This window comes from Bradyrhizobium betae (assembly GCF_050632175.1).
In the GTDB taxonomy this organism is placed as follows: domain Bacteria; phylum Pseudomonadota; class Alphaproteobacteria; order Rhizobiales; family Xanthobacteraceae; genus Bradyrhizobium; species Bradyrhizobium betae_B.
In genome coordinates, this window is the sequence record NZ_CP192576.1 from 2,854,855 (window position 1) to 2,875,609 (window position 20,755).

The 20,755-nt window shown below is 64.5% G+C and carries 19 protein-coding genes and 3 pseudogenes; 11 read left to right on the forward strand and 11 right to left on the reverse strand.

From position 1 onward, the window contains the following. Position 1 precedes the first annotated feature (1 nt). The 3 genes and pseudogenes from ACQ86E_RS13820 to rsmI form a co-directional block, all read right to left on the reverse strand. A complete protein-coding gene (locus ACQ86E_RS13820) occupies positions 2-403 on the reverse strand; it encodes a YraN family protein (RefSeq protein WP_431205844.1) in 402 nt (133 codons plus the stop codon). After that, positions 390-716 carry a hypothetical protein gene (locus ACQ86E_RS13825; RefSeq protein ID WP_431206471.1) on the reverse strand — a complete coding sequence of 109 codons (327 nt, stop codon included), beginning with the start codon at positions 714-716 and terminating at the stop codon, positions 390-392. The genes ACQ86E_RS13820 and ACQ86E_RS13825 overlap by 14 nt, the downstream gene beginning before the upstream one ends. Beyond that, positions 693-1,339 (reverse strand): annotated as a pseudogene (rsmI, locus tag ACQ86E_RS13830) (16S rRNA (cytidine(1402)-2'-O)-methyltransferase); the annotation flags it as partial. The gene ACQ86E_RS13825 and the pseudogene rsmI, both read right to left, overlap by 24 nt. Positions 1,340-1,678: 339 nt before the next feature. On the opposite strand from rsmI, the gene ACQ86E_RS13835 reads away from it, so the two are divergent. Then, positions 1,679-2,914, forward strand: a complete 1,236-nt coding sequence (locus ACQ86E_RS13835; RefSeq protein WP_431205845.1) for a penicillin-binding protein activator — start codon at positions 1,679-1,681, stop codon at positions 2,912-2,914. 112 nt (positions 2,915-3,026) lie between these two features. On the opposite strand, the gene hemW is transcribed toward ACQ86E_RS13835, so the two are convergent. Genes hemW through rph form a run of 3 tightly spaced genes read right to left on the reverse strand, consistent with a single transcriptional unit; the run spans position 3,027 to position 5,587 of the window. Beyond that, positions 3,027-4,211, reverse strand: a complete 1,185-nt coding sequence (hemW, locus tag ACQ86E_RS13840; RefSeq protein ID WP_431206472.1) for a radical SAM family heme chaperone HemW — start codon at positions 4,209-4,211, stop codon at positions 3,027-3,029. Positions 4,212-4,227: 16 nt separating this feature from the next. Beyond that, the gene (gene rdgB, locus ACQ86E_RS13845) at positions 4,228-4,863 is read right to left on the reverse strand and encodes an RdgB/HAM1 family non-canonical purine NTP pyrophosphatase (RefSeq protein ID WP_431205846.1); all 636 of its coding nucleotides are present in this window, start codon (positions 4,861-4,863) and stop codon (positions 4,228-4,230) included. A 10-nt stretch (positions 4,864-4,873) separates the two neighbouring features. Next, positions 4,874-5,587 carry a ribonuclease PH gene (rph, locus tag ACQ86E_RS13850; protein ID WP_431205847.1) on the reverse strand — a complete coding sequence of 238 codons (714 nt, stop codon included), beginning with the start codon at positions 5,585-5,587 and terminating at the stop codon, positions 4,874-4,876. Positions 5,588-5,772: 185 nt separating this feature from the next. Between rph and hrcA the strand changes: the two are divergent. Both hrcA and grpE read left to right on the forward strand, forming a co-directional pair. Then, positions 5,773-6,856, forward strand: a pseudogene (gene hrcA, locus ACQ86E_RS13855) (heat-inducible transcriptional repressor HrcA); the annotation flags it as partial. Between the two features lie 115 nt (positions 6,857-6,971). After that, on the forward strand, positions 6,972-7,571 hold the full coding sequence (gene grpE / locus ACQ86E_RS13860; protein WP_431205848.1) for a nucleotide exchange factor GrpE: 600 nt from the start codon (positions 6,972-6,974) through the stop codon (positions 7,569-7,571). A gap of 67 nt (positions 7,572-7,638) precedes the next feature. Here grpE and ACQ86E_RS13865 read toward each other — a convergent pair whose 3' ends face one another. From ACQ86E_RS13865 to ACQ86E_RS13880, 4 genes are all read right to left on the reverse strand, one after another. Beyond that, complete coding sequence (locus ACQ86E_RS13865) at positions 7,639-7,818, reverse strand: hypothetical protein (protein WP_431205849.1); 180 nt, start codon at positions 7,816-7,818, stop codon at positions 7,639-7,641. 2 nt (positions 7,819-7,820) lie between these two features. Continuing rightward, positions 7,821-9,737 carry a hypothetical protein gene (locus ACQ86E_RS13870; RefSeq protein WP_431205850.1) on the reverse strand — a complete coding sequence of 639 codons (1,917 nt, stop codon included), beginning with the start codon at positions 9,735-9,737 and terminating at the stop codon, positions 7,821-7,823. 300 nt (positions 9,738-10,037) lie between these two features. Beyond that, the gene (gene pncA, locus ACQ86E_RS13875) at positions 10,038-10,754 is read right to left on the reverse strand and encodes a bifunctional nicotinamidase/pyrazinamidase (RefSeq protein WP_431205851.1); all 717 of its coding nucleotides are present in this window, start codon (positions 10,752-10,754) and stop codon (positions 10,038-10,040) included. Between the two features lie 302 nt (positions 10,755-11,056). After that, positions 11,057-11,998 (reverse strand): hypothetical protein, encoded by a 942-nt coding sequence (locus ACQ86E_RS13880; RefSeq protein ID WP_431205852.1) that lies wholly within the window; start codon positions 11,996-11,998, stop codon positions 11,057-11,059. Positions 11,999-12,393: 395 nt separating this feature from the next. On the opposite strand from ACQ86E_RS13880, the gene dnaK reads away from it, so the two are divergent. The 8 genes and pseudogenes from dnaK to ACQ86E_RS13920 all read left to right on the forward strand — a co-directional run bounded on the left by dnaK (position 12,394) and on the right by ACQ86E_RS13920 (position 19,764). Then, entirely contained in the window at positions 12,394-14,295 is a 1,902-nt protein-coding gene (dnaK, locus tag ACQ86E_RS13885) for a molecular chaperone DnaK (protein ID WP_375311846.1), read from the forward strand. 274 nt (positions 14,296-14,569) lie between these two features. Further along, a pseudogene (gene dnaJ / locus ACQ86E_RS13890) lies at positions 14,570-15,701 on the forward strand (molecular chaperone DnaJ). Positions 15,702-15,789: 88 nt separating this feature from the next. After that, positions 15,790-16,389: a class I SAM-dependent methyltransferase gene (locus tag ACQ86E_RS13895; RefSeq protein ID WP_431205853.1), complete on the forward strand. Its 600-nt coding sequence runs from the start codon at positions 15,790-15,792 to the stop codon at positions 16,387-16,389. Between the two features lie 57 nt (positions 16,390-16,446). Continuing rightward, a complete protein-coding gene (locus ACQ86E_RS13900; RefSeq protein WP_431205854.1) occupies positions 16,447-17,025 on the forward strand; it encodes an NADPH-dependent FMN reductase in 579 nt (192 codons plus the stop codon). 6 nt (positions 17,026-17,031) lie between these two features. Continuing rightward, positions 17,032-17,742, forward strand: coding sequence for an orotidine-5'-phosphate decarboxylase (pyrF, locus tag ACQ86E_RS13905; protein ID WP_431205855.1), 711 nt, complete (start codon positions 17,032-17,034; stop codon positions 17,740-17,742). A 23-nt stretch (positions 17,743-17,765) separates the two neighbouring features. Then, entirely contained in the window at positions 17,766-18,077 is a 312-nt protein-coding gene (locus ACQ86E_RS13910) for a DUF1330 domain-containing protein (RefSeq protein WP_375311851.1), read from the forward strand. A 168-nt stretch (positions 18,078-18,245) separates the two neighbouring features. Next, positions 18,246-19,061 carry a 4-hydroxy-tetrahydrodipicolinate reductase gene (gene dapB, locus ACQ86E_RS13915; RefSeq protein WP_375311852.1) on the forward strand — a complete coding sequence of 272 codons (816 nt, stop codon included), beginning with the start codon at positions 18,246-18,248 and terminating at the stop codon, positions 19,059-19,061. A gap of 79 nt (positions 19,062-19,140) precedes the next feature. After that, the gene (locus tag ACQ86E_RS13920; protein WP_375311853.1) at positions 19,141-19,764 is read left to right on the forward strand and encodes a 2,3-bisphosphoglycerate-dependent phosphoglycerate mutase; all 624 of its coding nucleotides are present in this window, start codon (positions 19,141-19,143) and stop codon (positions 19,762-19,764) included. A gap of 40 nt (positions 19,765-19,804) precedes the next feature. Here ACQ86E_RS13920 and ACQ86E_RS13925 read toward each other — a convergent pair whose 3' ends face one another. Continuing rightward, positions 19,805-20,701, reverse strand: a complete 897-nt coding sequence (locus ACQ86E_RS13925) for a methylated-DNA--[protein]-cysteine S-methyltransferase (RefSeq protein WP_431205856.1) — start codon at positions 20,699-20,701, stop codon at positions 19,805-19,807. Positions 20,702-20,755 lie beyond the last annotated feature (54 nt).

Genomic DNA, 20,755 nt, shown 5'->3' on the forward strand with positions numbered 1-20,755 from the left:
TTCAGGTCGAGGCGTCGAATGCCGCCAACACATGGCGCGGAAGTGACCGCGGCGCAATCAGCATGGCGTCGAATCGCAATTCGAATTCGGCATGCTCGGGATGCGCCATGAGCCAGCCTTGCGCGGCGTCGATGATGCGCTGCTGCTGGCGTGGAGTCACGGCGAAGGCGGCGTCATCCAGCGTCGCACGGGCCTTGACCTCGACGAAGGCGATCAGATTGCGGCGGCGCGCCACGATGTCGATCTCGCCATGCGGTGTGCGGTAGCGCTTGGCGAGGATGCGATAGCCCTTGGCCATCAGATAAGCCGCAGCGCGGCTTTCCGCCGAGATGCCGGTGCGGAACGCCGCGAGGCGCTCGGGCGAGGCGACTTTCGGCTCCTTGGCCATCTCAGTCTTCACCATCGCCGCCCCGCAGGTCCTTTGCGAGTGCGAGCGCGCGGGCGTAGACCTCGCGGCGCGCACGTCCCGACAGCGCGACGGCATGTGCCACGGCGTCCTTGACGCTATGCGCGGCAAGCTGCGCGCGCAGCAGATCGTCCAGCGCATCCGATGTCAGCATGTCGGCATCGGCCGCTGGCGGAGCGATCACCAGCACGAATTCGCCGCGTGTCTCCAGCGTGTCGGCATCGCGCGCAAGCTCGTTCAACGTCGCGCGCGAAATCTGCTCGTGCAGCTTGGTCAGCTCGCGGCAGATCGCAGCTTCGCGGGTGCCCATGATCTCGGCGAGCTCGGCCAGCGTATCCTGCACCCGGTTGCCCGAGTCGAACATGACCAGCGTGGCATCGATGCGCGACAATTCGGCGAGGCGCGACCTTCGCGCGGCCGATTTCGCCGGCAGAAAACCCTCGAAAAGAAGCGGTCGGTCGGCAGTGCCGCGACCGACAGCGCCGCGAGCACCGAGGACGGGCCGGGCAACGCATAGACCGCATGGCCGGCGGCGCAGACCTCGCGCACCAGCTTGAAGCCGGGGTCGGAGATCAGCGGCGTGCCGGCGTCGGACACCAGCGCGACCGAGCCGCCGCGTTCCAGCGCCTCCAGGATCCTGGGGCGCGCGGCTTCCGCATTGTGCTCGTGATATTGCTTGAGCTGCGCCGCGATGTCGTAGCGCTCGGTCAGGCGCCGGGTGATGCGGGTGTCCTCGCAGGCGATGACATCGACGCCGGCGAGCGTCTGAAGCGCCCGCAGCGTGATGTCTCCGAGATTGCCGATGGGGGTTGCGACCAGATGCAGGCCCGGCGCTGCCTTCGGCGCGGTGAGCCGATGGGCGTCGATCGAGAAACCGCGCGGGGCGGCGTCTGTGCCTTCAGGCGTATTTATCGGGGCCGGCTTTGCGCGCATAATCAGACGAACTTAGGCATGATATCCGGGGCTGGGAACCGTTCCCGCGAAAAAGATCATACCGAAGAATGGGGTGGGAGACTGGAATGTGATCCATCCAGCATCACATTGCAGAGGGAATGCAGCATCAGCGCCATATTCGCGGCGGAAACGCCGCCTTGATGCTGGGTAACGGACGGTGGACAGCTAGCCGGGGACTTGAGGGAGTGGCCGCGTTAAGCGGATATTATCCTTTTGTTTTAGTTAACTATTTGCCGACAATATGCCTGAATCCGCGGCTTGTGTCGTGGAAAGAGTGTTGTGACGGGCCGGCGAGGGTCGGTCAGAAGAGAAGCTGCCATGCCGGGCCCGCGTGATCTAAAGTCTCCCGTTCAGGGGCCCCGAATATCGGGGGCGACCCGGCGGAGCGCGCTCGGCCTGTTGCTCGGCGCGCCCCTGCTGTCGGCCTGCGCCGGCGTGCAGCAGAGTCTCAGCCAGTTCTCCAGTCCGTTCGGCGGTTCCTCCCCGCCGCCGGCCCAGCCAGCCGGCCCACAACAGCAGGCGACGACTGCCGGCACCGGCGGGGTCAAGGTCGCCCTGATCCTGCCGCTCTCGGCTGCCGGGAACGCGGGCTTGGCCGCGCAGTCGATGCGCAACGCCGCAGAGATGGCGCTGGCCGAGTTCCAGAATCCCAACATCCAGCTCCTGATCAAGGACGACAATGGTAGCCCGCAGGGCGCGCAAGCGGGTGCTCAGCAGGCCGTGGACGAGGGCGCCGAGATCATCCTGGGTCCGCTGTTCGCGCAATCGGTTCCGGCGGTCGCGCAGGTCGCGCGCACGCGCAATATTTCCGTGATCGCGTTCTCGACCGACTCCAGCATCGCCGGTCGCGGCGTTTATCTGCTCTCGTTCCTGCCGGAGTCCGACGTCAACCGCATCGTCGAATATTCCGCCAGCATCGGAAAGCGCTCCGTCGCCGTGCTTGTGCCCGACAATGCCTACGGCAATGTCGTCGAGGCCGCAGTGAAGGCGGCGGTGCCGCGCCGTGGCGGGCGCATCGTCGCGTTCGAGAAATACGGTGCTGATCGCGCCACGCCGGCGCGCACCGTGGCGCAGCAGCTCGGCAGCGCGGATGCGCTGTTCATTGCAGATGACGGCGATGCCGTCGTCTCGGTGGCCGACGCGATGACCGCCGCGGGCGCGAATCTGCGCAACATCCAGCTGCTCGGCACCGGCCTGTGGGACAGCCCGCGCGTCTATGCCAGTCCGAGCCTGCAAGGCGGTCTCTATGCCGCGCCCGATCCGGCCGGTTTTCGCGCGTTTTCCGGCCGCTATCGCACCAAATACGGCGCGGAGCCGATCCGCACCGCGACGCTGGCCTATGATGCGGTCGCGCTCGTCGCCGCGCTCGCGCGCACGCAGGGCCCGACGCGCTTCTCGCCGGACGTGCTCACCAACCCCTCCGGCTTCGCCGGCATCGACGGCCTGTTCCGCTTCCGCGCGGATGGCACCAATGAACGCGGCCTTGCTGTGATGAAGGTCACGACGGGTGGTGGCGTTGCGGTCGCGGGTTCGCCGAAGAGTTTTGGGGCGTAGTTCGGGACGACGGTGCGGTAGGGTGGATTAGCGAAGCGTAATCCACCCTTGTTTGTATCCGCAGAGCGGAAGAGCTGGATTACGGTTCGCTAATCCACCCTACGGCAGCTCGCTACGCCGCTAAATCCGCGACCACTGCATCCAGCACCGGAAATCCGCTGCTCGTCACGCGCAACCGCCCCGTCGCATCGACTGTGATCGCGCCCTCTTCGCGCAGCAGCGCGATGCGCTTGGGATCGAGCGGGCGGCCGGAAAGTGCTTTGTAACGCTCGGGGTCGATGCCTTCGGCCAGACGCAATCCCATCAGCAGGAATTCGTCGGCGCGTTCTTCGCTGTTGAGGAGATCGTCGGTGATGTTGCCGTGGCCATTGGTCTCGACCCGCATCAGCCACGCCTCGGGGCGTTTCTCGGTGGCGGTGGCGTGGCGGATGCCGTCGATGTCGAGGCGGCCGTGCGCGCCGGGACCGATGCCGGCATATTCCTCGCCGCGCCAGTACACCAGATTGTGCCGGCACTCGGCGCCGCGCCGCGCGTGGTTCGAAATCTCGTAGGCGGGCAGGCCAAGCTTGTCGCAAGTCTCCTGCGTCACGTCGTAGAGCGCACGTGCGACCGCTTCATCCGGTGTCTTCAGCTTGCCGGCCTGGTGCAGGCCAAAAAACGGCGTGCCCTCTTCGATCGTCAGTTGATACAGCGACAGGTGCTCGGCCGCTTCGTCGATCGCGAGCTTGAGTTCATCGGCCCACATCGCCGGCGTCTGGTCGGGACGGGCGTAGATCAGGTCGAACGAATAGCGGTCGAACGAGCGGCGTGCGATCGCAACGGCGTCGAGGGCCTCGCGCGCGCTGTGCATGCGGCCGAGCGCCTTCAGCGAGGCATCGTCGAGTGCCTGCACGCCGAGCGAGACGCGGCTGACGCCGGCGGCGCGATAGCCGGCAAAACGCGTGGCCTCGACGCTGGTTGGGTTCGCTTCCAGCGTCACCTCGACATCGCCGGCGACTTTCCAGTGCTTGCCGATCGCGTCGAGCACGGCGCCGACAGTTGCGGGCTGCATCAGCGACGGCGTGCCGCCGCCGAGGAAGATCGAGGTGACTTCGCGGCCGGGGGCGCGCTGTGCGGTGGTTTCGATCTCACGCGCAAATGCTGAAGCAAAGCGCGCCTCGTCGATCGCTGCATGGCGGACATGGCTGTTGAAGTCGCAATAGGGGCACTTCGACAGGCAGAACGGCCAGTGCACGTAAACGCCAAAAGCTTCAGATTTTTGTTTTGACGCGTTTTCCTGGCGCGAACCGGTACCCATTTCGCTCGAAAACGCTCTATCGCGGCTCAAGGCAGATCTCCGCCAGTTTCACGAAGGCGCGGGCGCGGTGCGACAGGCCGAGGCCGAGCGGCGGCAGACCGTGCTTCTCGATGCTGGTCATCTCGCCGAAGGTACGGTCGTGCCCGTTGGGCAGGAACATCGGATCGTAGCCGAAGCCGGCGGTGCCGCGCGGCGGCCAGACCAGCGTGCCGTCGACACGCGCCTCGACCTCTTCGAGATGATCGTCGGGCCAGGCGACGCAGAGCGCGGAGACGAAATGCGCGGTGCGCTTGTCCGATGTGGTCGCGCCACGCTCCTGCAACAGGCGCTCGATCTGCGCCATCGCTGCAGCGAAGTCCTTGCTTGGGCCGGCCCAGCGCGCGCTGTAGATGCCGGGCGCGCCGTCGAGCGCGTCGACTACGATGCCGGAATCGTCGGCAAAGGCGGGCAACTTCGTCGCCTGCGCCGCGGCGACAGCCTTGATCGCGGCGTTGCTGCGGAAATCGTTGCCGGTCTCGTCGGGCTCGGGCAGGCCGAGCTCACCGGCCGACACCGCCTCGATGCCGTAAGGCGCCAAAAGCTCCTTCATCTCGGCGAGCTTGCCGGGATTGTGGGTGGCGATGACGAGCTTTCCGGTGATTCGGCGGTGCATGGCTTATTGACTACGCCACGGCCAGTTTCTGCAAGTCCACGAGACGCGCGATGCCCTTCTGCGCCAGCGCCATCAGCGCCAGGAACTCGTCCTGCGTGAAAGGCTCGCGTTCCGCGGTGCCCTGCACTTCAATGATGCGGCCGTCGCCGGTCATGACGAAATTGGCGTCGGTCTCGGCTGCCGAATCCTCGGCATAATCGAGATCGAGCACCGGCTTGCCCTGATAGATGCCGCAGGAGATCGCGGCGACGTTGTCGCGCATCACGTTGGCCTTGATCATGTTGCGCGCCTTCATCCAGCTGATGCAATCGGCCAGCGCGACCCAGGCGCCGGTGATCGAGGCGGTGCGGGTGCCGCCGTCGGCCTGGAGCACGTCGCAATCGACCGTGATCTGGCGCTCGCCGAGCGCTTCGAGATCGACGATGGTACGCAGCGAGCGGCCGATCAGGCGCTGGATCTCGACGGTACGGCCGCTCTGCTTGCCCGCGGCAGCTTCACGGCGGGTGCGTTCCGAGGTCGCGCGGGGCAGCATGCCGTATTCGGCGGTGACCCAGCCGCGGCCCTGGCCTTTCAGCCATGGCGGCAGGCGGTCCTCCAGCGTCGCGGTGACCAGCACATGGGTGTCGCCGAATTTCACCAGGCAGGAGCCTTCCGCATATTTGACCACACCGCGCTCCAGCGTCACGGGGCGCAGTTCGTCGGGCGCACGGCGGCTTGGCCGCATGGGAAATCCTCCAAAACTCGTGAGAAACTCTTGGGAATAGGCTGTTCGCGGTGCTTGTAGGTGGGGTGAGGGTGAGCGGCAAGGCCTTTTCGGTCCCCAGGCAACCGTCAAACAACCGCAAGACCACGCTTGTCAGGAGCGGTGCGGATAGACAAATTACAAGCGTCTGAGAGGAGTTACCGTTTGTGGCCCATCACGATCCGATCCATCTGATCGCGCCGCGCGCGGGCCTCGCCCAGCTCAACGAGCGTTCCCGCGACATCTTTCGTCAAATTGTCGAAAGCTATCTGGCGACCGGCGAGCCGGTGGGCTCGCGCAATATCTCCCGCCTGATCGCCATGCCGCTGTCGCCGGCCTCGGTGCGCAACGTCATGGCCGATCTGGAGCAGCTCGGCCTGATCTATGCGCCGCACACCTCCGCCGGCCGGTTGCCGACGGAACTCGGCCTGCGCTTCTTCGTCGACGCGTTGATGCAGGTCGGCGACCTCAACGACGCCGAGCGGCAGTCGATCCAGAGCCAATTGACGTCGGTGGGCCACGCCCAGTCGGTCGAGGCGGCGCTGTCGGAGGCGCTGACGCGGCTGTCCGGCCTCACCCGTGCCGCCGCCGTGGTGCTGACGCCAAAATCCAATTCGCGGCTGAAGCACATCGAATTCGTCCGGCTGGAACCCGAGAAGGCGCTGGTGATCCTGGTCGGCGAGGACGGCCAGGTCGAAAACCGCGTGTTGACCTTGCCACCCGGAGTTCCGTCCTCGGCCCTGACGGAGGCCGGCAATTTCCTCAATGCGCGGATTCGCGGGCGGACGTTGGCCGAGGCCCGGCTTGAGCTCGAAACGGCACTCGGCGAAGCCCGTGCCGAACTCGACCAGCTTACCCAGAAGGTGATCGCAGCCGGCATCGCCAGTTGGTCCGGCGGCGAGAATGAAAATCGTCAGCTGATCGTGCGTGGCCACGCCAATCTGCTGGAGGATCTGCACGCTCTGGAGGACCTCGAGCCGGGTCCGGCTGCTGTTTGACGATCTCGAGACCAAGCGCGGCGTGGTCGATCTGCTCGGTCGCGCCGAGACGGCCGAGGGCGTCAGAATCTTCATCGGCAGCGAGAACAAGCTGTTTTCGCTATCCGGCTCCTCCACCATCATCTCGCCCTATCGGGATGCCGCCGGCCACATCGTCGGTGTTTTGGGGGTGATCGGGCCGACACGGCTGAATTATGCCCGCGTGATCCCGACCGTGGACTACGCCGCCCGCATCGTCAGCCGCCTTCTGGGGGCTGACCGGCGGTCCCGCGATCACGGGCGCTTGATTTTCACCGCCCGAAGCACGATATCCGGGCCAGCAAAATCCCACACGACTTCAAGTCCAGACGAGTTCGAGAAGAGAGCCGATGACCGATCGAGACCGGCAGCCCGACGACACGACCCCGCCGACCGGCGAGCCCGTGGTGTCAAAGCCCTACATCATGCCCGACGATCCCGAGCCGGGTTCGGTCGAGCTGTTGCAGAAGGAGGCCGCCGAGTCGCGCGATCGCATGCTGCGGACGCTGGCCGAGATGGAGAATCTGCGCAAGCGCACCGCCAAGGAGGTCGCCGATTCCAAGCTCTACGGCATCACCGGCTTTGCCCGCGACGTGCTCGACATCGCCGACAACCTCCAGCGCGCGCTCGATGCCGTCCCGGCTGAAGCGCGGGCTGCTGCCGATCCCGGCTTGACCTCGTTGATCGAGGGCGTCGAACTCACCGAGCGTTCGCTGCTCAATGCATTGGAAAAGCACGGCGTGAAGAAGCTCGATCCGCAGGGCCAGAAGTTCGACCCGAACTTCCATCAGGCCATGTACGAAGTGCCTGATGCGTCTGTGCCGGCGGGCACCGTCGTGCAAGTCATGCAGGCCGGCTACACCATCGGCGAGCGCGTGCTGCGCCCGGCTCTGGTCGGTGTCGCCAAGGGTGGCGCGAAGGCGGCGCCGGCGGCTGAAGCAGCGAACTGAGGTTACGGCGAGGTAGGTGGCCGGATCATTCGGCCGCCTTCGGCATCCCGGCAGGCGAAGCCGTGGGTTAACCCAGAAATCCGCGTAGTTTATCTACGACACCGCGGTCGATCCAGTAGTTGGTGTGCCCATTCGGGGCAACAGGGAATTCGGCGGGCCAGACGCCACCGCTGATGTGAGTGCCGACGAAATCGTCGATGCGGAAGATGTTCAGCCATGCGCGCAGCAGGCCATCTTCTTTTAGCATTTTCAGATTTGGGCGGTTCGCGATCGGCCGGAACGAGGAGGGAAATAGTGGCCATATAGATGGGTGTAGGGCGAGCCCATTGTCACCAACCCTATGCCGCTTTCGGCTGGTAGTCCCTTCAGCCAGCCTTCTCCTCGAAGATCGATCAAATCGATTGCAATCATCGTTCCCTGGGAATGCGACACGATATCGAGCCTGTCCGGTTTTTCGTCGCGGATCAGGTTTCGAACGAGCACGTCGAGCCGGTCGTGGATGCGACGACGCAGCCAGTAGCCGCGCGGGCTCGTATTGGTTGCAGTGCAGGAATTTCTCTTGAAGAGCAGTCGTTCCAGCCAGGTTTGCCGTGCCTCGTCGGTCCTGTAGGGACCGTCATTGGTGCTGCTGGACGTCCAGGAACTATTGTTTAGATAGGCGAGCACGTCGGCGAGGATGCCGAGCCCGGCGGAGAATTCGGCTTTCAGCCAATAGACCAGTAATGTACCGACGGCCAGAATTCCGAAGATGATCGTGATGGTCCAGTCTTCCAGCGCTTTTCTGGTTTTGGTAATCCAGGCGAGTTCGCCTTCTGACAAGAAGAGGGGAAGAGAAACCAGACAGGCGGTTGCAAAAACCAGTGGCAGGAAGAGACTCAGTGCGTTCAGCATCTTCGATGCGATCAGCAATCTGTACCGGTCGGCATATTCGTGTGCCTTTGCCCCGTTATCGGCCATATAGTTGGCCGGATTTGCAAATGTTCCTCGCGCAAGTTCCGACTTGCGACGCAAGACCGAGGCCGCTGCCAATGCGAGCCAGACGATCACGATAACCGCCGCACCGATTGCAACTAACGGCGCTGCGACCGCTTCCTGTTTGAGACCGAGGTTGTAGGCGGGAAATTTAAGGACGGCGGCCCACAACGCTGCGGTCAGCAGGAACCACAGCAACGACATCAAGCCGATGGCCGGAACGATCAGCTTCGGCGCCTGCGGTTTCCCCACCCGTTTGTGCCGGATGAACCCCAGAGCCGTAACGAGGAATGCCTGGATGAACACCACGAGCCATGACGCCGACAACAACGTAATCAAGCGCCAGCCAACTCCAAGCAGGCTAGGGTAGGCACGTTTGAAGTCATCAAGAGACATGCCGGTTTCGAACCTGACCAGACGGGATTCGATAAATTTCACGGCGTCGCTGCCAGCGAAGCCGAATAACTCGGGCGATCCGAGAAGGAGAAATGCCAGTCCGCTCAGCGCAATCCATGTGAACAGGTGCCGATAAAGAAAAGCGCCGCGGCCCTGCCGCAACACAAATAATCCGGCGGCAATGGCCAACAGCGCAACCGCAGCGATTTGAACGCGCAAGAGAATTACAGCCCCCAGCGTGTTCGGCGCCAGTGCCTCCGGGCCACATATGGCGGAAGCCGCTGCCTGCAGCAGCGCGCCGAGCAGCAGGCCCAGCAACAGTACGAGATTCAGCGCAATGATGGGCCCGTGAATCGTCAACGCGGCGCCGCGCGCGAGCCGGCGGATCCAGCGGTCCTTCCACCCGTTCTGCGGATAGACGTCGCTCGCATTCTCGCGGATGGCATGCGACAGGCCCATCGCCACTTTAAAATAGGCGAGCACGACGCTCACGATACTTGATCCGAACGCCGTAACGTCGCCCCAGAAGAAATCGGCGATGACGCGCTCCTCCTTTACGACACCATTTCCATCGTAGGAGCGGTAGCGCCGCACGCGCGCCGGAAATGTACTCGCTTTGCCTGACGTATCGTACCTTGGGGATTCAAGCAGCACAAAATCGTCGCTGGAGTGCGGCGGTAGACGGGTCTCGTCGCTCTTGCCCTGGTCGTCCTGCAACGCCGCCGCAAGCAAATCGGAACTCACCCCTGCCTGCTTCACGCCCACGCCGTGGACGACGACGATGACCTGCTTGGCCATTAAACGCCTCCCCCAATCTGATGCGTCATGCCGACGCTTGCCCCCCGCTTTGCAGCAGTTCGCCGCGCGGAAAGATCTTGCAATGATTTGCGCCGCAGAAAAATGTCCAGGCTCGAGCCTGCAAGCAGCGATGCATCCTATAGTAGAGTAGTTTTCTTGGGAAGCTCCTCGTTGTCGCATCGTCTCCCCAGGCACAGCGGAACAGTCTCGCGTCGGTGGGGTCAGTCGGCCGCCATTCCGCGACAGGCGTCACGGCCCGGCTGCACGCGCCGGACTTCATGAACGCGCTGCGCGGCCTGTTTAAACCGCGATATCACCCGACTGAATCCGCTTCGCGCCGGCCTTGGCCATATCGGCCCAGGCTTTTGCCAGCGAGCCCTGATTGTCGATGCCGCGGCAGGCGTCTTCCACCACGTAGACCTCGAAACCTGCCTTGCGCGCGTCGAGCGCGGTCCAGGCGACGCAGAAATCGGTTGCGAGGCCTGCAACGAAGACGCGCTTGATCTTGCGGCCCTTCAGATAGCCGGCAAGTCCCGTCGAGGTCTTGCCGTCGGCTTCGAGGAAAGCCGAATAGCTGTCGACGTCCTTGTGAAATCCCTTGCGGATGATGAGCTCGGCATGCGGGATCGAAAGGTCTTTCGACAGCGCCGCCCCATCAGTGCCCTGCACGCAATGGTCGGGCCACAGCACCTGCTTGCCGTAGGGCAGGTCGACGGTCTCGAACGGCTTCTTGCCGGAGTGGACCGACGCAAACGAGACGTGGCCTTGCGTGTGCCAGTCCTGCGTCATTACCACGTTCGAAAACGCCTTCGAGATTTTATTGATGACCGGCACGACCTGCTCGCCTTCCTTCACCGCGAGGCTGCCGCCGGGCAGGAAGCAGTTCTGCACGTCGATCACGAGCAGCGCGGAGGCATCGTCCGGCTTGATCGTGGCGGCCGCGAGGAGTGCGGTTGGTGCGAGAGCCACGAGGGCCGTCGTGCCGAGTGCCGTGAGGATGTGTCGCCGATCAAGCATTGCTCGCCTCCCTCCAGGATGATCCAACGGGAGGGAAGCCTAGTTCCGTTCGTATACGAACAGAAGCCCGAAAATGCAGCCGGGTTTGGTGAGGGGCTGGGCTGCCAGCCTTGATATCGCTGTCGTCCTGGACAAGCGCAGCGAAGCGGAGTGCAGATCCGGGACCCATACCCCCAGCGAGCCGTTTGGCGAAGATTCTTGCGGCGAAGATTCTTGCGGGTACCGCGGCCGGGCGTGATCGATGGATCACGCGGTATGGATCCCCGCGTTCGCGGGGATGACGGCGAGGATGTCGGTTCGCCCTAACCCTTCGGCTGGATGCCGTCGCGGACCGCGCGGAAGCGGGTGAACGCCGTCGACCACTGGTCGCGCGGGGCGCTGGCGATGATGCGCAGCGAGGCGCCGCCGCTCGAGAAGCGGATCCATTGCACCACGGTCACCGGGGTCTTGTCCTTGCCGCTGAGGCCGTCGATCCGGGTCTCGAAACCCTGCTGGCCGTTGATGCGGATCGGCTCGGACATGGTGACGCGCGACTCGCGCACGCCGGGGATCTGCAGGGCGGCCTCCTGGGCGAAGCGGGCGCGGTCATCGGCCTGCTGCGGGGTGGCGCCGATCAGGCCGAGGATCATGAACGGCTTCGACTCGTAGCCTGTGGCCTCGTTGCCGTCGGCCAGGATGATGCTGGAGCCCGGCGCCAGCGTGCGGATGTCCTTGAAGTCGGCGAGATCGGTGATCTTGAACGGCATCAGCCCGATCTGTTCTTCGGCCGAGACCTGCTTGCGCGTGGTGGCGCTCGCAAACATCTGCCGAACCGCCTCGTCGGTGTAGATCTTGGTCGCATTCTCCGGGATCTGCACCGCGACATAGCCGGAGAAGCCGGCGCCCGGCACGATCATCGAATAGCGCTTCACCGGGGTATCGCCGGCCTTGCCGGTTTCGGTGGTGAAATAGGCAAGGCCCGCGGGGGTCTCGATCTTGTCCTGCTTGACGCCATTGGCGCCGGCCGGATTGGAATTGAAGGCGCTGACGACCTCGCCATAGGCGGCGGGCGGCAGCTCGGTGATCAGGACCTTGACGTTGCCGTCCTCGCTCTCGAAGCCCGGAAAGGTCTTTGCCGTGTTGAGGCCGACCAGCGGCGCCATGCCGAGGCGCAAGCCGGGCGGGAAAACGGCGTCGGCGGCGAAGGCCGGAAGTGCGGTGGCGGCGAGGAGGGCGAGCGCGGCGAGGGGGCGGATCAGCTTCATGGGCACTCTGATTGGTTCACATTGAGGCCGTTCGATGGTCGGCGACCGGGCCGCATTGTCGCGCGGAGCAGCCTGGATGGCGGCTGTTGGCCGGTTCGCCTTTTAGCGGGTTTGGCCTGGCCGTAACAGGGTGGGGCCGATCAATGTGGCGCGGGCCGTCGGATCGCCCGGACCTGTTAATAATTCCTCACCCGCAAGTGCGGTCGAGCCCGGATATGATCTTCCAAAACCCAATGTTTTCACGGCCGAAACTTGCGTTCGGTCCTTGCGGGCCCCTCCCCCCTCCTATATGAGCGTCAACCATCGCAATATCGCGAATGTTTGATCTTAGGGGTTGCGGTTCGGGTGCCTTCTGGGCCCAGCCAACCTGCCGCAAAAAGAAGGATATCAGGACCATGGGAAAGGTCATTGGGATCGACCTCGGCACCACGAATTCGTGCGTCGCCGTAATGGATGGCAAGAACGCCAAAGTCATCGAGAATTCCGAAGGCATGCGCACGACGCCTTCGATCGTCGCCGTCACGGACGACGGTGAGCGCCTCGTCGGCCAGCCTGCCAAACGCCAGGCCGTCACCAATCCCGAGCGCACCTTCTTCGCAGTGAAGCGCCTCATCGGCCGCCGCTACGACGACCCGATGGTCGAGAAGGACAAGAAGCTCGTCCCGTACAAGATCGTGAAGGCTTCCAACGGCGACGCCTGGGTCGAGGCCGACGGCCAGACCTACTCGCCCTCGCAGGTCTCCGCTTTCATCCTGCAGAAGATGAAGGAGACCGCGGAAGCCCATCTCGGCCAGAAGGTCGATCAGGCCGTCATCACCGTTCCCGCCTATTTCAACGACGCGCAGCGTCAGGCGACCAAGGACGCCGGCAAGATCGCGGGCCTTGAAGTGCTGCGCATCATCAACGAGCCGACCGCGGCGGCGCTGGCCTATGGTCTGGATAAGACCAAGACCGGCACGATCGCGGTGTACGACCTCGGCGGCGGCACGTTCGATATTTCCATTCTCGAAATCGGCGACGGCGTGTTCGAGGTGAAGTCGACCAACGGCGACACCTTCCTCGGCGGCGAAGATTTCGACATGCGCCTGGTCGGCTACCTCGCCGACGAGTTCCAGAAGGAGCAGGGCATCAACCTGCGCAACGACAAGCTCGCGTTGCAGCGCCTGAAGGAAGCCGCTGAAAAGGCCAAGATCGAGCTGTCGTCGACGACGCAGACCGAGATCAACCTGCCCTTCATCACCGCGGACCAGACTGGTCCGAAGCATCTGACCATGAAGCTCACCCGCGCCAAGTTCGAGGCGCTGGTCGACGATCTCGTCCAGCGGACCGTCGAGCCCTGCCGCAAGGCGCTGAAGGACGCGGGCCTGACCGCAGCCGAGATCGGCGAAGTGGTTCTGGTCGGCGGCATGTCGCGCATGCCGAAGGTCCAGGAAGTCGTGAAGCAGCTGTTCGGCAAGGAGCCGCACAAGGGCGTCAACCCGGACGAAGTCGTGGCGATCGGCGCCGCGATCCAGGCCGGCGTGCTCCAGGGCGACGTCAAGGACGTGCTGCTGCTCGACGTGACCCCGCTGTCGCTGGGCATCGAGACGCTGGGCGGCGTGTTCACCCGCATCATCGACCGCAACACCACGATCCCGACCAAGAAGAGCCAGGTGTTCTCGACCGCCGAGGACAACCAGAACGCGGTCACCATCCGCGTCTTCCAGGGCGAGCGTGAAATGGCGGCCGACAACAAGATCCTCGGCCAGTTCGACCTGATGGGCATTCCGCCGGCTCCGCGCGGCATGCCGCAGATCGAGGTGACCTTCGACATCGACGCCAACGGCATCGTCAACGTCTCGGCCAAGGACAAGGCCACGGCCAAGGAGCAGCAGATCCGCATCCAGGCCTCCGGCGGTCTGTCGGAAGCCGACATCGACAAGATGGTCAAGGACGCCGAGGCCAACGCCGCGGCCGACAAGCAGCGCCGCGAGGCGGTCGATGCCAAGAACCATGCGGACGCGCTGGTGCATTCCACCGAGAAGGCGCTGGCCGAGCACGGTTCGAAGGTCGCCGAGACCGAGCGCCGCGCCATCGAGGATGCCGTCAGCGACCTCAAGGAAGCGCTGAAGGGTGACGATGCCGAGGCGATCAAGGCCAAGACCCAGACGCTGGCCCAGGCTTCGATGAAGCTCGGCGAGGCCATGTACACGCAGCAGGCCGAGGCCGACGCCAAGAAGGATGCGGCCAAGGACGACGTCGTCGACGCGGAATTCACCGAAGTCGACGACGACAAGAACAACAAGAAGTCCGCCTGATCCCCAAGAGGGTGATGATGCGGACGGCTTGGACCCAACACGCTTCACCGGCCTCCCTCTTCGCGAGGGGGCCGTCGTGTCGGGCTCGACGGGGCAAGGCTCTGTCGCGATCGGCCCCGTTACGATCGACCAATTCCCTGCCGTTATGCTCAACGCCGCGAGGCAGCCCTCTGCCGCAACGCTTAGCGCCGCCTATATCAAGGCTGCCTGCATCGTTGCGCGGCGACGTTGCTTCGCTCCGACTTGAATCGCGATTGGATAGACCGGGTCCGACATGTCCACCAAGCGCTGCTATTACGAAACCCTCGAAGTCGAACGCTCTGCCGACGATTCCGTGCTGAAATCGTCTTTCCGCAAGCTTGCGATGAAGTTTCACCCCGACCGCAATCCTGGGGATGACACCAGCGAGGTCAAGTTCAAGGAAATCAACGAGGCCTACGAGGTCCTGAAAGATAAGGACAAGCGCGCCGCCTATGACCGTTTCGGTCACGCGGCCTTCGAGCAGGGCGGCCCCGGCGGCGGTCCCGGTTTCGGCGCCGGCTTCGCCTCCTCGTTCTCCGACATTTTCGAAGACCTGTTCGGCATGGCCGGACAGCGCGGCGGTCGCGGCGGCCGCGAGCGCGGCGCCGATCTGCGCTACAATATGGAAATCACGCTCGAGGAAGCTTTCGGCGGCAAGACCGCGCAGATCGAGATCCCGGTCTCGGTTACCTGCGAACCCTGCTCAGGCACCGGCGCCAAGGCCGGCACCAAGCCGAAGACCTGCTCGACCTGCGGCGGCGCCGGCCGCGTGCGGCAGTCGCAGGGCTTCTTCACGGCTCGAGCGCACCTGCCCCGGCTGCCAGGGCCGCGGCCAGATGATCGAGGACGCCTGCCCGTCCTGCTCGGGCCAGGGCCGTGTCACCCGCGAGCGGACGCTGTCGGTGAACATTCCCCAGGGCGTCGAGGACGGTACGAGGATCAGGCTCGCCGGCGAAGGCGAGGCCGGAGTCCGCGGCGGTCCGCCCGGTGATCTCTACATCTTCCTTTCACTGGCCCAGCATCAGCTCTTCCAGCGTGACGGCGCGGATTTGCATTGCCGCGTGCCGATCTCGATGGTGACGGCCGCCCTCGGCGGCGAATTCGAGGTGCCGACCATCGACAAGGGCAAGACCAAGGTGAAAGTGCCGGCCGGAACCCAGACGGGCCGTCGATTCCGCATTGCATCAAAAGGCATGCCGGTACTCCGCTCGCGCCAGACCGGTGACATGTACGTCCAGGTCGCGGTCGAGACACCGCAGAATCTCACCAAGAAACAGCAGGAATTGCTGGCCGAGTTCGAGAAGCTGTCCTCCGGCAATACCCAGCCCGAATCCGTCGGCTTCTTCGCCAAGGTCAAGGATCTCTTCAGCAATCGGGCGAGCTGACTCGTCTTGACCGTATCGCCTTCGGTCTATACCTGTTTATGACTATTTTCTGACACGCCGCGTTCCTGCGGTCCCGTCCGGTCCAGACATGCCATTGCCATCGTCCGCGCGTGCGTTGAAGAAGCCTCGTCTCGACGATGAGGTGCGCTTTCTCAGGTCGTGGATCGAAAAGCCCCTCCACATGGGCGCGGTGATGCCGTCGGGCAAGCTGCTCGCCCGGACCATGGCTCATTACGTCGACGTCAATTCGGACGCTCCTGTGGTCGAGCTCGGGCCCGGCACCGGTGCCATCACCTCGGCCCTGGTCGAGCGCGGCATCGACCAGAAGCGCCTCGTCCTCGTCGAATACAATCCCGGCTTCTGCGCCCTGCTGCGCGACCGCTATCCGCAGGCCAAGGTGGTGCAGGGTGATGCCTATCGCCTGCGCGACACGCTCTGGAACGTCTTGAGTGCGCCGGCCTCCGCCGTCGTCTCGGGCCTGCCGCTCGTCACGAAGCCGATGCTGACGCGGCTCCGGCTGATCCGCGACGCCTTCACGGCGCTGGCGCCCGGGGCGCCCTTCGTGCAGTTCACCTACGCGGTGGTGCCGCCGATCCCGAAATCGCTGCCCGGCGTGTCCACAGAGGCCTCGGAACGAATCTGGATGAACCTTCCGCCGGCGCGCGTCTGGGTGTATCGCAAGGACTAATTCCGCCGGCATTCTCCCTTGCGCGGCGGGCTTGTTTCGCCGAACGCATGGAAGCGGATGTCCGCACCCAAAATCCTGGTCATTCCCGGCTCGCTACGCACCGGCTCGCACAATGCGAAGCTGGCGGCGGTGGCCGCCTATGAATTCGCCAGGGCCGGCGTCGACATCACCCGCATCTCGCTCGCGGATTTTCCGCTGCCGATCTATGACGGCGATCTGCAGGCCAAGTCCGGCGTGCCCAAGCAAGCGATCAATCTCAAGCGCATGATCGGCGCGCATCATGGCGTGCTGTTCGTCTCGCCCGAATACAACGCCTCGGTGCCGCCGCTGCTGAAGAACGCGATCGACTGGGTCAGTCGCGTGCAGGATCCGCACGAGACGCGCGGAGAAGTCTTCCGCAACCGCGCCTTCGCGCTCGCCGGCGCCTCGCAGAGCCGGCTCGGTGCCGCCCGCGCGCTTCAGGCGCTGCGCCTGATCCTGACCTCCTGCCACGCCCATGTGATCCCCAGCCAGTTCACGCTCGCTTTTGCCGATCAGGCCTATGACGATATGGACAGGTTGAAGAACGAGAGCGATATCGCCGCGTTGAAGGAACTGGTTGCGCAGCTGATCGACATTTCCCAACGCATGATGTGAGGTGACATGACGCCAGCCGAGATCGCCCCGAAAGACCGTCTGATCGTCGCGCTCGATTTGCCAAGCGTCGATGCCGCCGAAGCGATGATCGCAAGTCTCGGCGACAGCGTCACCTTCTACAAGATCGGCTACCGCCTCGCTTATGCCGGCGGCCTGCCGCTCGTTGCCAGGCTCGCGGACAAGGGCAAGAAGGTGTTTCTCGATCTCAAGCTGCACGACATCGGCAACACGGTGGCGCAAGGCGTCGAGAGCATCACCAGGCTCGGCGCGACCTGTCTCACCGTGCACGCTTATCCGCAGACCATGAAGGGCGCCGTCGAAGGCCGCGGCAGCGCGAGCCTGAAGATCCTCGCCGTCACGGTGCTGACCTCCTACAACGACGATGATCTGCATGCGGCCGGCTATCGGCTTGGCGTCTCCGAGCTCGTCGAAGCGCGTGCGCAGCAGGCGCAGGTGCTCGGCGTGGACGGCCTGGTCTGCTCGCCCGAGGAGGTCGGCAGCCTGCGCAAGATCGTCGGTCATCAGTTGAACCTCGTCACGCCGGGCATCCGTCCGGCAGGCGCGGCGAGCGGCGACCAGAAGCGCATCATGACGCCGGGCCGCGCGATCAGCGCGGGTGCGGATTATCTCGTCGTCGGTCGCCCGGTGGTGGAAGCCGCCGACCCCAGGGCGATCGCAGACGCCATCCAGGCCGAGATCGCCCAGGCGCTCGGCTAACTGACAAACAAGGGAGAAGAACAATGGCAAAGGGCTACTGGATCGGACGCGTCGATGTGAGCAGCGACGAGGGCTACAAGCCCTATGCCGTCGCCAACGGAGCGATCTTCAAGAAATGGGGTGCCCGCTTCGTCGTCCGCGCCGGCAAGTTCACCACCGTCGAAGGCGCCAGCCGCACCCGCAACGTGGTGATCGAATTCCCGGACTACGAGACCGCGATCGCCTGCTACAACTCGCCGGAATACCAGGCCAACATCAAGGTGCGCCAGCCGCACTCGATCGCCGACCTCATCATCATCGAGGGCTATGACGGCCCGCAGCCGTCGGACGGCTGAGGCGCGATCAGCTCCGTCATGGCCGGGCTTGACCCGGCCATCCACGTCTTCGAGCCAATGTGTGGCTTTCGTGGATGCCCGGGACAAGCCCGGGCATGACGATGGAGTATGGCCCTCGGTTGCCGGAACTGCATCCCCCGCTAAAACGGCCCCGAAGAGGATCGCACCATGTCCGACATGCGCTTGATTGTTGCTGGAGCCGGCGGCCGGATGGGCCGCGCGCTGACGCGGGCGATCGCCGATACCAAGGGCGCGGTGCTGGCCGGTGCCCTGGAAGCTCCGGGCTCGGAGCTGCTCGGCAAGGATGCCGGCGTGCTCGCGGGACTCCCGGCCAACGGCATCAAGCTCTCCGCCGATCTCTGGGCGATGTCGAAGGACGCCGACGGCATCCTCGATTTCACCGTACCGGCCGCGACCATCGCCAATGTCGCGATCGCGGCCGAGCGCGGTATCGTCCACGTCATCGGCACCACCGGCCTGTCGGCCTCCGACAACGCCGTGATCAAGAGCGTCACCAATCGCGCGGTGGTGGTCCAGTCCGGCAATATGAGCCTCGGCGTCAATCTGCTGGCCGCCGTGGTCAAGCGCGTCGCCAAGGCGCTCGACGAGAGCTTCGATATCGAAATCGTCGAAACGCATCACCGCATGAAGGTCGATGCGCCCTCCGGCACCGCGCTGATGCTGGGCCAGGCGGCAGCCAGCGGCCGCGGCATCTCGCTCGAGGACAATGCGGAACGCGGCCGCGACGGCATCACCGGTGCGCGCAAGCCAGGCGCGATCGGCTTTGCCTCCTTGCGCGGCGGCACCGTCGCCGGCGAGCACAGCGTGACCTTCCTCGGCCCGTTCGAGCGGCTGACGCTGTCGCATCTCGCCGAAGACCGCATGCTGTTCGCACACGGCGCGCTGAAGGCGGCGCTATGGGCGCATGGCAAGAAGCCGGGGCACTACTCCATGGCCGACGTGCTCGGCCTCGCTGATCTCTGAATGAAGGCGAGCATGGCCCGGAAAAGTGTGAAGCGGTTTTCCGACAAGGTCGTGCTCAAAACGAAATGGAAAGCAGTCAATGAGTGAACGTCTCCTCGTGCTCGTGCGCCACGGCCAGAGCGAATGGAATCTGAAGAACCTGTTCACGGGTTGGAAGGACCCCGACCTCACCGAGCTCGGTGTCAAGGAAGCCACTGAAGCCGGCCGCAAGTTGAAGGCGCAGGGCCTCGTGTTCGACGTCGCCTACACGTCGGTTCTGCTGCGCGCGCAGCACACGCTCGATCTCATCCTCGGCGAGCTCGGCCAGAAGGGCCTGCCGACCACGAAGAACCTCGCGCTGAACGAGCGCGACTACGGCGATCTCTCCGGTCTCAACAAGGACGACGCGCGGAAGAAATGGGGCGAGGACCAGGTGCTGATCTGGCGCCGTTCCTACGACGTGCCGCCGCCCGGCGGCGAGAGCCTGAAAGACACGCTCGCGCGCACGCTGCCCTATTACGTGCAGGAGATCCTGCCCGGCGTGCTCAACGGCAAGCGCACCCTGGTCGCCGCCCACGGCAACTCGCTGCGCGCGCTGATCATGGTGCTGGAAAAGCTCTCGCCCGAAGGCATTTTGAAGCGCGAGCTCGCGACGGGCGTGCCGATTATCTACCGGCTCAATGCGGATTCGACGGTGGCATCGAAGCTGGATCTGGCGGGCTGAGTTCTGCGCCTCTCCCCGCGTGCGGGGAGAGGGAGACGCGTCACTGCATCCCCAGCTGCCCGGCCTCCCAGCCCAGCATCGCCTGCTTCCGTGTAATGCCCCAGTGATAGCCGGTGAGCGTGCCGCTCTTGCCGAGTGCGCGATGGCAGGGCACGACGAACGACACGGGATTCTTGCCGACCGCGGCACCGACGGCGCGTGAGGCCTTCGGGCTGTTGATGTTGCAGGCGATGTCGGAATAGGACACCGCGCGGCCCATCGGGATCTTCAGCAGCGTCTCCCACACCCGCACCTCGAAATCGGTGCCGATCATCACTACGCGCAACGGCTGGTCCGGTCGCCACATCTTCGTATCGAAGATGCGCTGCGCGAGCGGCGCGGTGCCTTCATGGTCCTCGACGTAAGTGGCTTTCGGCCAGCGCCGGGTCATGTCGGCGAGCGAGGTCTTCTCTTCACCGGGATCGGCGAAGGCGAGGCCAGACAGGCCGCGATCGGTCGCGATCACGATCGCCGTGCCGAACGGCGAGGGATGGAAGCCGTAGCGCAGCGTCAATCCCGCGCCGCCGTTCTTCCATTCCCCCGGCGACATCGCCTCATGGGTGACGAAGAGATCGTGCAGGCGTCCCGGCCCTGATAGCCCCGAGTCCAGCGCGGCGTCGAGGATGCTCGCGGAGTCCCTGAGCAGGCCCTTGGCATGGTCGAGCGTCAGCGCCTGCATGAAGGCTTTCGGCGTGATCGAGGCCCAGCGGCGGAACAGATGGTGCAGCTCATCCGGTGTCACGCCAGCGGCATCCGCCATCGCCTCGATGGTCGGCTGCGCGCGCCATTTCTCCGAGATGAAGGCGATCGCCCGGCGCACGGAATCATAGTCGCGCAGCGCGGCGTTCTGGGGACCCGGCTTGGCCAGGCGTTGGTCATGTATGGCGAGTGTCATCATGGCCGGGAATGTAGGAGAGGGGGCGATTGGAAACCACCCGATTTCCGACCCGGA

Coding starts and splice junctions, on each gene's coding strand:
- rph (WP_431205847.1), bottom strand. CDS start 5,587: ATGCGGCCAAGCCGCCGTGCGCCCGACGAACTGCGCCCCGTGACGCTG.
- grpE (WP_431205848.1), top strand. CDS start 6,972: ATGACCGATCGAGACCGGCAGCCCGACGACACGACCCCGCCGACCGGC.
- ACQ86E_RS13920 (WP_375311853.1), top strand. CDS start 19,141: ATGAGTGAACGTCTCCTCGTGCTCGTGCGCCACGGCCAGAGCGAATGG.
- ACQ86E_RS13865 (WP_431205849.1), bottom strand. CDS start 7,818: ATGCTAAAAGAAGATGGCCTGCTGCGCGCATGGCTGAACATCTTCCGC.
- rdgB (WP_431205846.1), bottom strand. CDS start 4,863: ATGCACCGCCGAATCACCGGAAAGCTCGTCATCGCCACCCACAATCCC.
- ACQ86E_RS13910 (WP_375311851.1), top strand. CDS start 17,766: ATGGCAAAGGGCTACTGGATCGGACGCGTCGATGTGAGCAGCGACGAG.
- dapB (WP_375311852.1), top strand. CDS start 18,246: ATGTCCGACATGCGCTTGATTGTTGCTGGAGCCGGCGGCCGGATGGGC.
- ACQ86E_RS13895 (WP_431205853.1), top strand. CDS start 15,790: ATGCCATTGCCATCGTCCGCGCGTGCGTTGAAGAAGCCTCGTCTCGAC.
- dnaK (WP_375311846.1), top strand. CDS start 12,394: ATGGGAAAGGTCATTGGGATCGACCTCGGCACCACGAATTCGTGCGTC.
- pyrF (WP_431205855.1), top strand. CDS start 17,032: ATGACGCCAGCCGAGATCGCCCCGAAAGACCGTCTGATCGTCGCGCTC.
- ACQ86E_RS13870 (WP_431205850.1), bottom strand. CDS start 9,737: ATGGCCAAGCAGGTCATCGTCGTCGTCCACGGCGTGGGCGTGAAGCAG.
- ACQ86E_RS13835 (WP_431205845.1), top strand. CDS start 1,679: ATGCCGGGCCCGCGTGATCTAAAGTCTCCCGTTCAGGGGCCCCGAATA.
- ACQ86E_RS13820 (WP_431205844.1), bottom strand. CDS start 403: ATGGTGAAGACTGAGATGGCCAAGGAGCCGAAAGTCGCCTCGCCCGAG.
- ACQ86E_RS13925 (WP_431205856.1), bottom strand. CDS start 20,701: ATGATGACACTCGCCATACATGACCAACGCCTGGCCAAGCCGGGTCCC.
- ACQ86E_RS13880 (WP_431205852.1), bottom strand. CDS start 11,998: ATGAAGCTGATCCGCCCCCTCGCCGCGCTCGCCCTCCTCGCCGCCACC.
- ACQ86E_RS13825 (WP_431206471.1), bottom strand. CDS start 716: ATGGGCACCCGCGAAGCTGCGATCTGCCGCGAGCTGACCAAGCTGCAC.
- pncA (WP_431205851.1), bottom strand. CDS start 10,754: ATGCTTGATCGGCGACACATCCTCACGGCACTCGGCACGACGGCCCTC.
- ACQ86E_RS13900 (WP_431205854.1), top strand. CDS start 16,447: ATGTCCGCACCCAAAATCCTGGTCATTCCCGGCTCGCTACGCACCGGC.
- hemW (WP_431206472.1), bottom strand. CDS start 4,211: ATGGGTACCGGTTCGCGCCAGGAAAACGCGTCAAAACAAAAATCTGAA.